Below are 10,534 nucleotides of genomic sequence, written 5' to 3' on the forward strand. Positions count from 1 at the left end.
GTTAATGAACTGAAAGCTGGAATGCAAGTAACTCCTTCCGGATTATACTATAAAATAACAAAAACCACTGATGGAGTTTCACCAAAAGCAGGCGAAGAAGTTTCCGTACATTATGCTGGTAGATTAGCAAGCGGAGTAGAATTCGATTCTTCTTTCAAAAGAAATGAACCGATTGAAATTCCGATTGGAGTAGGACAAGTCATCAAAGGTTGGGACGAAGGTATCATGTTAATGAAACAAGGAGAAACCGCTACACTTTTGATTCCAGCTGAATTGGGTTACGGCACAAGAGGAGCTGGCGGCATTATTCCACCAAATGCTTGGTTAATCTTTGATGTAGAATTGGTAAAAGTAAACAGCTTTTTAGCAAAATAAATAATAGAATCGGTCTAAATTATTGTTTGAGACGATCTGAAATTAACAAAGCACTTCAAGAAATTGAGGTGCTTTTTAATTGCGTGCTGTTAATGTTTTGATAATTAAGCAGATGCAAAATAAAAAAAGATACTCTATATTAGATATTAGTTTAAAAAGACTAGTTAAAAAATAGGTGAATTAACTGCGAAAAATAGAAATTCAATGTTATACATTTGTGCTATAAAAATAAAAGCATTAGGCGAAAATTTATTTTCTCATTAATTTACCATACCGAAGATTAGGTAGCTAAGTTTAGTTATTAAATTATTTCTAATGTCATATTTTAAAAAGTTTTAATAATACTTAATCTTTAATATAGGGTGAAAACTACTAACTATCGAAAACACAAATGATGATTTTTTTGTTCCCGAAAATAAATAAGATGAGTTAAAAAAAACCAAATGATTGAAAAAAAGAGAAGGTGCATTTTTAATAATGCACCTTTTTTTGTTATACCACTTTCTCACCGCAAATTTTACAAAACCGTGCATCATCATCGATGTCATTATTTCCGCAACGATTACAGGTTCTACCAAGCTCTTGGCGCTTATTCCGCATTTCTGCAGTAACAATTCCCGTGGGAACTGCAATGATGGAATAACCAGCAAGCATCAACAATACAGAGAGAAATTTTCCTAATGGAGTGCCTGGCGAAACATCTCCATAACCAACTGTAGTAACCGTTACAACCGCCCAATAAACACTTTGCGGAATGCTTTCAAAACCCTCTCTGTGACCTTCAACCATAAACATCATCGAACCAACAATGACAGAAAATATCATTAAAAACAAAAGAAATATATAGATTTTTCTCGAACTGTTTTTTAAGGCAGTAACGATAAAGTAACCATCGTTCATAAAATCCATTAAATTCAAAATTCTAAAAATCCGTAACATTCTGAGCATTCGAATAATCAGAAAATATTTGGTAATAGGAATAAACAAACTAAGATAAAAAGGTAAAATCGCCAAAAAATCAATAATCCCAAAAAAACTAAAAATATAATCTTTCTTGTTTTTAATGGTAATAATTCTCAATGCATATTCTATGGTGAAAAAAATGGTAATAATCACTTCTACAATTACAAAAACTCTATGAAGTTTTGCATCGAAAATCCGAACACTTTCCATCATTACAATGAAAGTACTTAGGAGAATTAACACCAATAAAAAAATATCAAAAAGTTTACCCAGCTTGGTGTCCGCTTTGAAGATAATCCGGAATAATTTGCGTTTCCAGCGGATCCGTTCTGGCATATAATTATGTTCTCTTTGCATTCCTATTAGCGGTATTATTACAGATTTAATTCTTAAATTCGTTGCAAACATAAGAAAATGACAGTAAATGAATTCGTTGATGACCTAAAAAAGATAATTCCGTTATCCCAAGCTGAAGATTATGATAATGTGGGATTGCTTTGTGGGAATCCAGATCGGGAGATAACTGGAATTTTAGTCTGTCATGATGCGTTGGAAAATGTTGTAGATGAAGCAATTGCTAAAGGTTTGAATTTGATTGTCACTTTTCATCCTATTATTTTTTCAGGTTTAAAATCAATTACAGGAAAAAATTATATTGAAAAAGCAGTTCTGAAAGCCATTGAAAATAAGATTGCAATTTATGCAATTCATACGGCATTTGACAATGATTTCTTTGGCGTAAATTATAGAATCTGCGAAGAATTGGGGCTTAAGAATCAAAAAATATTAATGCCGAAAATGCAAAACCTTCACAAATTTGAAGTTTTCGTTCCACAGGATTTTGCGGAAAAAGTTAAAAATGCAATGTTCGAAGCTGGTGCCGGAAATATTGGATTCTATGATGAATGCAGTTTTTCGGTTTCGGGAAAAGGAACCTTTAGGCCAATAGAAGGTTCTAATCCTTTCTCTGGGAAAATTGGTGTTCGAGAAATCGGTGATGAAGTAATGATTTCTGTAATTTATGAAAGCGATAAAAAGAATCAAATTTTAACTGCAATGAAATCTGCGCATCCTTACGAAGAAGTGGCTTATCAAATTATTCAGTTAGAAAATGAAAATCAATATCTTGGCTTAGGCCGATTTGGCGAATTTGAAGAAGCAATGGAGGAAGAACAATTTCTGACTTTCGTTAGAGATAAATTTAATTTAAAAGCAATTCGCCATTCTAATTTCATCAACAAAAAAATTAAGCGGGTAGGCGTTTTAGGAGGAAGTGGCGCAAGCGGAATTGGTGCAGCAATTTCCCAAAAATGTGATGCATATTTAACGGGCGACCTTAAATATCATGATTATTTTCAAGGCGAAGGGAAAATGTTGATTTGCGACATCGGTCATTTTGAATCCGAACAATTTGTTACTGAGCATTTGGTTGAGATTTTATCACAAAAATTCACTATATTTGCAGTCTCAAAATCTACCGAGAAAACCAACCCTGTAAACTATTTTTTATAAAATATGGCTAAAAAAACAGTAGAAATCGCCGTTGAAGACAAACTAAGAGCACTTTACGACCTACAAATTATCGATTCAAGATTAGACGAAATCCGTAGCACAAGAGGCGAATTGCCAATTGAAGTGGAAGATTTAGAAATTGAAATCGAAGGTCTAGAGAAAAGAGCTGAGAAATTTCAAAGTGAGATTAAACTTCAAAACGATGAAATTAATACAAAGAATGAAGTGATCAATCACGCAAAATCTTTGATTGAAAAATACAAATCTCAGCAAGATAATGTTAGAAATAACAAAGAATTCGAATCTTTGGATAAGGAAATTGAATTCCAGGAACTAGAAATTCAACTTTCAGAAAAAAGGATCAACGAATTTGGTGCAAAGATTGGGCATAAAAATGAAACTGTAGAAGAGTTAAATTCTAAGATTGCCGATTTGAAAAATCACTTGAAATTCAAGAAAGATGAACTAGAAAACTTAGTTTCTGAAACCCAGAAAGAAGAAGATTTTTTAGTTGAAAAATCAAAAGAATTTGCGAAAAATATCGATGAAAGGTTATTGGCTTCTTACCAAAGAATCCGTACCAATTCACCAAATGGTTTAGCAGTTGTAGGTTTAGAAAGAGGTGCGCCGAAAGGATCATTCTTTACATTGCCTCCACAAAAACAAATGGAAATCGCACAACGTAAAAAAATCATTATCGACGAACACTCTGGTAAAATCCTGGTTGACGACGATTTGGTAAACGAAGAAAACGAAAAAATGAAAGATATTATTAAATTTTAATTCTTTCTGACAATAAGAAAAACCGGTTTGAAATTTTCAAACCGGTTTTTTTATTTGAATATTTTTTTAATTTATTTCAACCTTTTCTAAAAACTCATGAATTCGCTTCATTGCTTCTGTGAGTTCTTTTTCAGACGCTGCATAAGAAAATCTGATGCAATTGGGATTGCCAAAAGAAACACCTCCAACGGTTCCCACATAAGCATTCTCTAAAAGAAACATCGCAAAATCATCAGCATCTTTAATGAATGTTCCATTTAAAGTTTTTCCGATGTAAAAAGAAATATCAGGAAAGAAGTAAAACGCCGCTTTCGGATAATTAACTTTGAATCCAGGAATATTTTTTATTAAAGAAAAAACCAAATCTCTTCGTTTTTTAAATTCATCAATCATAAAACGGTATTCACTAGGATCGGTTTGCAATGCAACAATAGAAGCTTTTTGCGCCATCGTATTGGCACCGCTCGTCATTTGTCCCTGAATTTTTTCACACGCTTTTGCCAGCCAAGCCGGACAAGCAGAATAACCAATTCGCCAACCTGTCATTGCAAATGCTTTCGACATTCCGTTGATAACCGCGGTTTGTTCATAAACCTGCGGAAATTCAGCAATAGAAGTGTGTTTTCCGTCGTAATTCGTAAACTCATAAATCTCATCAGAAATAATGGTGATCTGTGGATGTTTTGCAATCACATTTGCAATACTTTCTAATTCCTCATAAGTATAATAACTTCCCGATGGATTACACGGAGAACTGTAAAGTAAGGCTTTTGTTTTTGGTGTAATTGCTTTTTCGAGTTGTTCTGCGGTCATCTTAAATTCAGTGTCAATCGATGTTTCTACAAAAACAGATTTCCCGCCCATCATTTTCACCATTTCATCGTAACTCACCCAATACGGCGCAGGAAGAATAACTTCATCACCATCGTTGATAATTGAAGCAAGAACGTTCAAAATAGACTGTTTGGCTCCATTAGAAACACAAATTTGCGAAGCATTGTATTCTAAATTATTATCTCTTTTCAACTTTCCGCAAATGGCTTCTCTTAAATCCAAAAATCCAGGAACGGGCGAGTAGTGGCTGAAATTATTATTAATCGCCGCAAAAGCAGCTTCTTTAATATTTTGCGGCACATCGAAATCGGGTTCGCCAAGCGTTAGACTGATCACGTCGATTCCTTCTGCTTTCATTTGCCGAACTTTGTTGCTCATTACAAAGGTCTGTGAGAAACTCATTCGATTCAGTCGGTCTGAGAATTTTTCCATATTTAATTTTAAAAGAATCAAAGATAATTTTTTAGTTTGAATGTGCAAACCAAATTATTGTGAAATCCTTTCTTTACTTTTGTAAAAAATTTATTAAAAAATGGCTGTAGAATTAATAGAACAATATTTTCCAAATCTTTCCGAAAATCAGAAAAAACAATTTGCTGATCTTGAACAATTATACCAAGAGTGGAACGAGAAAATCAACGTTATTTCTCGAAAAGATATGGATTCCCTTTATGAAAAACACATTCTACATTCGCTTGGAATTGCCAAAATAATGGAATTTGCGCCGAATACCAAAGTATTGGACATTGGTACTGGCGGTGGTTTCCCGGGAATTCCTTTGGCTATTTTATTTCCCGAAGTTCAGTTCACTTTGGTTGATTCCATTGGTAAAAAGATTACCGTCGTTAAAGAAGTTTCTGAAGGAATTGGTTTGAAAAACATCACCGCAATCCACGGAAGAGCCGAGAATGTAAAAGACCAGTTTCATTTTGTAGTCAGCCGAGCAGTTACACAAATGCCCGTTTTCCTGCGTTGGTTAAAAGGTAAATTCTTGAAAGAGCAGATTAATCCGAAACACAATGGCGTTCTTTATTTGAAAGGTGGCGATTTAGGAGAAGAACTTGCAGGATTAAAAGCAGAAATATTTCAATTGAAAGATCATTTCGAAGGGGAGTTTTTTGAAACTAAAAAAGTAGTATATTTATCTAAAGGGAATTTTAATTCATAATTAAAAACCGTTATCTACTTATAGTCCTTATAGTTTGCTTAACAGTCAAAATAATTTAAGCAATCTTTTAACAATAAGCATTAAGAATTCAATTTTTCTTGATGCTTTTTTGTTGAATTTTCCTTATTTTTCATTTTCTAAACTTCATTTAGATTAAAATTACCATCAAGAACATCATTCATGAAATTTTTAAATAAAATCGTTACCGAACTTTTAGTGCAAGATGCTGATTTATCGACTTTTAATATTATTCTTCCCGGTAAAAGACCTGTGGTTTTTATCAAGAAAATATTGAAAGAAAAACAATATTCGGGAATGCTTCCGAATTTTTTCACCATAGAAGATTTAATTATAGAAATTGCAGATAAACAACCGGTTCAGGGAATTGGTTTGTGGCTTTTTGCTTTTGAAATTTATCGTGAAATTCAACCCTCAGAAGATTTTGCCAACTTTTTGAAATGGTTTCCAACGATATTAAAAGATTGGGACGATATCTTGAAATTTTCAGATTCCGACAAAGCGGTTTTGGAGTATATGTTTGATGATGAACAAATAAAAAATTGGTCTGAAAATTTAGAAGTTCGCGAAGATGGATCTTTACGAAAGTTCCTTAATTTCTGGCAAAAAATGAATTTGTTTTTACCTTTATTAAAACAAAAACTCAATGAAAAAAATTGGGCAACTTCTGGAATGATTCATGAAACTGCGAAAAATAAAATTGAAAAATATGCTCAAAATAGAGAAGGGAAATTTGTCTTTTGTGGTTTTAATGCTTTTACTCCGGTTGAAGAAAAATTAGTTAGAAACCTGATGCAATGGAACAAAACGCAATGTTTCTTCCAAGCAGATGAATATTATATTAATGACGAAAGACAAGAAGCTGGAAAGTTTTTGCGCATCATCAAAACCTGGAAAGAATTTAATGAAAGCAGAAGTTTCAATTGGATTGAAAATGATTTTGCACAACCCAAAAATATCAAAGTTTATGAAGTTTCTGGAAATATAACACAAGCGAAAGTGTTGCCCGAAATTTTCGAAGAAATCAATGATGAAAATCTATCGAAAACCGCCGTTGTTTTATTAGACGAAAATCTTCTACCAACTTGCTTAGATGCGATGAGCAGCGTAGAACATCTGAATATTACAATGGGATTTCCGCTGAAAAATCTCGGATTTAGTAATGCGATGAAACAACTTTTTTACCTGCAAAAACAATTAGAGAAAAAAAATTCTTCCTACTACTATAATGATGTTTTATCGGTTTTAGAGGAACTTCCAAATGAGGAAATTGATCAGCAAATCATTTTGGATTTTAAAGCAAAAATTGAAGAAAGAAATATCGTTTACATTTCGAAAAAGCAGTTTAAAGAATTTTTATCAGAACTGTCGTATTTTAATTTATTTGAAAAACCCAAGTCTGTTAAGGAGTTTGTTGATTTGATAATTGCCTATTGTTATCAATTGAAATACAGGGATTTAGATGATATTTTATATGAAAATGTTTCGCATTTCGAGAAGAGTTTTAAGATTATTAAAAATCAACTTTCACCGCATTCATTTGAAATAAAAATGGAAACGTTGGAAGTTTTAATTAATCAATTGGTAAATTCTGAAACGATTGATTTTCAGGGAGAGCCACTTCAGGGATTACAAGTGATGGGACTTTTGGAAACCCGATTATTGAACTTTGAAAATATCATTTTACTTTCAACCAACGAAGGAAAACTTCCTTTGGGAAATTCTCAAAATACCTATCTTCCTTTCGATGTTCGTCAACATTTTCATTTGCATACTTTTTTAGAAAATGACAGTATTTATGCCTATCATTTTTATCGATTATTACAGGATTCACAGCATATTCATTTGCTTTTCAACGCACTGAGTTCTGGCGTAAATACAGGTGAGAAAAGTAGGTTTATTACTCAGATAGAAATTGAAGATCAACATCATCAAATTGAAAATATCATCATTGAAAATTCTTCTGAGCCAATTAATAAACAATTGATTCAGATTGAAAAATCTTCTTCTGTTCTTCAAAAATTAGAGGAATGGAAAAAAAGAGTTTCGTCCTCACATCTTACTTCTTTTATTTATAATCCGGTTGATTTTTATTTAACGAAAATTTTGGGAACGCGCGAAACCAGCGAAATGGAAGAGGAACTTTCGCAAAGAAGTTATGGGAATCTGGTGCATTATGCGCTTCAAATTATTTATGAGAAATATTTAGGTAAAAAACTAACAGTTAATGATTTAGAGTTTTCAAATCAAGAATTGGTTGAAGTGATGAATCAGGCAATTATTAAATTAAATCATCAAACCGATTTCTATGAAAAGGGAATGAATTATATTCATAAATCAATTGCGGAAAGGGTAGTGCGAACGATTTTAGAAGTCGATAAAAAATTAATTGCCGATGGAAATACTTTAGAAATCTTAAACGTTGAAGGAAATTTTGAAAGTATTGATTATTATCTAGATGAAGAAAAAACGGATAAAGTTTCTTTTTATGGATTTATCGATCGAATTGATCGACTGAACGGAAAGTTGAGAATCATTGATTATAAAACTGCGAAAACCAAAAACCTGCTTATTAAAGAAGCCAAAAAAGAAGAGGATGTAGAAAAACTCGAACAGTTATTTTTTAGAGATGATTATAAACAAGCAATGCAGTTGTGTATTTATGCTTATGCGGTTTTAAACGAAAATAAATATCCGGATAATTTTGTAGAATGCGGAATCTGGAGTTTTGCAGAAGCGAATAAAGGCGTTCAAAATTTACAGATTTATGGTGACGATGAAATAACGAATGAATCGTTGGTAAGTCCGATGAATTGGATAAAAAACGTGATTACAGAAATTTTAAACCCCGAAAGTAATTTTGTGGAAGAAGTGAAAACCAGTTGGTAAAAAAAACCTTCAAGTTTTAAAATCTTGAAGGTTTTTTGTTTTTATCCGAAAGCGTTAATTCCGGTTATATCCATGCCGGTTATGAGCAAATGAATATCGTGCGTTCCTTCATAGGTGATTACGGATTCTAAATTTGCTGCATGTCGCATCATCGGGAATTCTCCCATAATTCCCATTCCGCCAAGAATTTGCCGTGATTCTCTTGCAATGTCAATCGCCATTTTTACGTTATTTCTTTTCGCCATCGAGATTTGTGCAGGCGTTGCTTTATGAGCATTTTTCAAATTTCCTAACTGAAGACAAAGCAATTGAGCTTTGGTAATTTCAGTTAAAAATTCCGCCAATTTTTTCTGTTGCAATTGGAAAGATGCAATTGGTTTTCCGAATTGTGTTCTCTCTTTAGAATATTGAACTGCAGTGCAATAACAATCAATGGCAGCACCAATTACTCCCCAGGAAATTCCGTATCGTGCAGAATTTAAACAAGATAAAGGTCCTTTCAAACCTGTAACTTTTGGTAATAAGTTTTCTTTTGGAACTTTTACATTATCAAAAACCAATTCTCCGGTTTTAGATGCTCGAAGTGACCATTTATTATGAGTTGTCGGCGTTGTAAATCCTTCGAAATTTCTTTCTACGATTAAACCCTGGACTTTTCCTTCTTCATTTTTTGCCCAAACTACGGCGATATCACAAACTGGCGCATTGGTAATCCACATTTTTGCACCGTTTAATAAATAATGATCGCCTTTGTCAACGAAATAAGTTTCCATTGAACTTGGATCAGAACCGTGATTTGGTTCGGTTAATCCAAAAGCGCCAATCATATCGCCACTTGCTAATTGAGGAAGAAATTTCTTATTCTGTTCTTCAGAACCATATTCATTAATCGGAAACATGACCAAAGAACTTTGAACCGAAGCTGCTGAACGAACCGCAGAATCGCCTCGTTCTAATTCTTGCATAATGATTCCGTACGAGATTTGATCTAAACCAGAACCGCCATATTCTTCTGGGATATAAGGACCGAGCGCTCCGATTTTCCCTAATTCTTTCATTAAGTTGGGAATATCGGTATGATTTTGTGCGGCTTCATCAATTTTAGGCATCACAAAACTTTCTACCCAATCGCGAACAGATTGGCGGATAAGTAAGTGTTCCTCAGTAAGTAAACTGTCAATTCCGTAATAATCTGGAATGGAATTCAAGGGATAATAAGACATATTAATTTTGTTTGCCCTAATGTAGGATTTTTTAAATATTCAGAGAAATATTCGTGGATTTTTTTTCACTTCATTATGAAGTAAATCTAATTATATTGAAAATATACTTCTAATTTTATTTAGAAGACATGTTTTTGGTAATAATTTCGCAATCAGTTGGGGTTAATTGATGTCCGTCATATTTTAATTTTGAAGGATTCGTATAGCTCGATTTAGATCCGTTATTGGTATATTCACCAATGGCTTCAAAGAGTTTTCCTTCTTTTTTTAGAAAATAAATTTCACGATCAGAAGTTATTCCTTCCGATTCAAATGTATAAACTAATTTTAAAGTATCACCATTTTGATTGCCAATTATATCGCCAGTCGAACGATCTTTTTCAAAATTTTTATAGCGTAATTTTCCAGTTATCGTACCGAGATTATCTTCCAACGAAATGAAGATCGAATCCTTGTTGGTTGCTTGCATATAACAAGTTTGCAATGTTGAAGGTTCAATTGGTTCGTGGTTTTCTGGAACTACGGTGATGGAGTCTGCTGTTGACGGATCTGTCGTTGAAATATCGGTATTTTTTTTCTCACAATTTAAGAAAATAGAGGCTATAAATGTACTGAGAACTAGTTTTTTCATTGAATATCTTTATCATTAAATAGGGTATAAATTTACTGAATTTATTTTAAAAAATTTTTGATTATATTAAATTGGAGATATACCTAATCATAATGACAGATCACTCATAAGGTATTTTAATTCCAGTTTTTCGAATAT

At 32.9% G+C, this 10,534-nt stretch carries 9 protein-coding genes; 5 read left to right on the top strand and 4 right to left on the bottom strand.

Annotation, left to right across the window (positions count from 1 at the left end; all coding sequences use genetic code 11):
* Positions 1-375: FKBP-type peptidyl-prolyl cis-trans isomerase (locus WBY99_RS12315; RefSeq protein WP_423976633.1), on the top strand; the 375-nt coding region annotated here is incomplete at its 5' end.
* A gap of 492 nt (positions 376-867) precedes the next feature.
* Here the strand turns inward: WBY99_RS12315 and WBY99_RS12320 are convergent.
* Positions 868-1,674, bottom strand: a complete 807-nt coding sequence (locus WBY99_RS12320; RefSeq protein WP_423976634.1) for an ion transporter — start codon at positions 1,672-1,674, stop codon at positions 868-870.
* Between the two features lie 78 nt (positions 1,675-1,752).
* Between WBY99_RS12320 and WBY99_RS12325 the strand changes: the two genes are divergently transcribed.
* Both WBY99_RS12325 and WBY99_RS12330 read left to right on the top strand, forming a co-directional pair.
* Positions 1,753-2,850: a Nif3-like dinuclear metal center hexameric protein gene (locus tag WBY99_RS12325; RefSeq protein ID WP_423976635.1), complete on the top strand. Its 1,098-nt coding sequence runs from the start codon at positions 1,753-1,755 to the stop codon at positions 2,848-2,850.
* A gap of 3 nt (positions 2,851-2,853) precedes the next feature.
* On the top strand, positions 2,854-3,633 hold the full coding sequence (locus WBY99_RS12330; RefSeq protein ID WP_423976636.1) for a zinc ribbon domain-containing protein: 780 nt from the start codon (positions 2,854-2,856) through the stop codon (positions 3,631-3,633).
* Between the two features lie 66 nt (positions 3,634-3,699).
* Here the strand turns inward: WBY99_RS12330 and WBY99_RS12335 are convergent, their stop codons facing one another.
* Positions 3,700-4,899 (bottom strand): pyridoxal phosphate-dependent aminotransferase, encoded by a 1,200-nt coding sequence (locus WBY99_RS12335; protein ID WP_423976637.1) that lies wholly within the window; start codon positions 4,897-4,899, stop codon positions 3,700-3,702.
* 100 nt (positions 4,900-4,999) lie between these two features.
* Between WBY99_RS12335 and rsmG the strand changes: the two genes are divergently transcribed.
* Together rsmG and WBY99_RS12345 are read left to right on the top strand one after the other, a co-directional pair.
* Positions 5,000-5,635: a 16S rRNA (guanine(527)-N(7))-methyltransferase RsmG gene (gene rsmG / locus WBY99_RS12340; RefSeq protein WP_423976638.1), complete on the top strand. Its 636-nt coding sequence runs from the start codon at positions 5,000-5,002 to the stop codon at positions 5,633-5,635.
* A gap of 180 nt (positions 5,636-5,815) precedes the next feature.
* Positions 5,816-8,542, top strand: a complete 2,727-nt coding sequence (locus tag WBY99_RS12345) for a PD-(D/E)XK nuclease family protein (RefSeq protein WP_423976639.1) — start codon at positions 5,816-5,818, stop codon at positions 8,540-8,542.
* Between the two features lie 41 nt (positions 8,543-8,583).
* Here WBY99_RS12345 and WBY99_RS12350 read toward each other — a convergent pair whose 3' ends face one another.
* Both WBY99_RS12350 and WBY99_RS12355 read right to left on the bottom strand, forming a co-directional pair.
* Positions 8,584-9,765, bottom strand: a complete 1,182-nt coding sequence (locus tag WBY99_RS12350) for an acyl-CoA dehydrogenase family protein (protein ID WP_423976640.1) — start codon at positions 9,763-9,765, stop codon at positions 8,584-8,586.
* 115 nt (positions 9,766-9,880) lie between these two features.
* A complete protein-coding gene (locus WBY99_RS12355; protein ID WP_423976641.1) occupies positions 9,881-10,396 on the bottom strand; it encodes a hypothetical protein in 516 nt (171 codons plus the stop codon).
* Between the last annotated feature and the right edge of the window lie 138 nt (positions 10,397-10,534).

The organism is Kaistella sp. (assembly GCF_049588135.1).
Taxonomy (GTDB): Bacteria; Bacteroidota; Bacteroidia; order Flavobacteriales; family Weeksellaceae; genus Kaistella.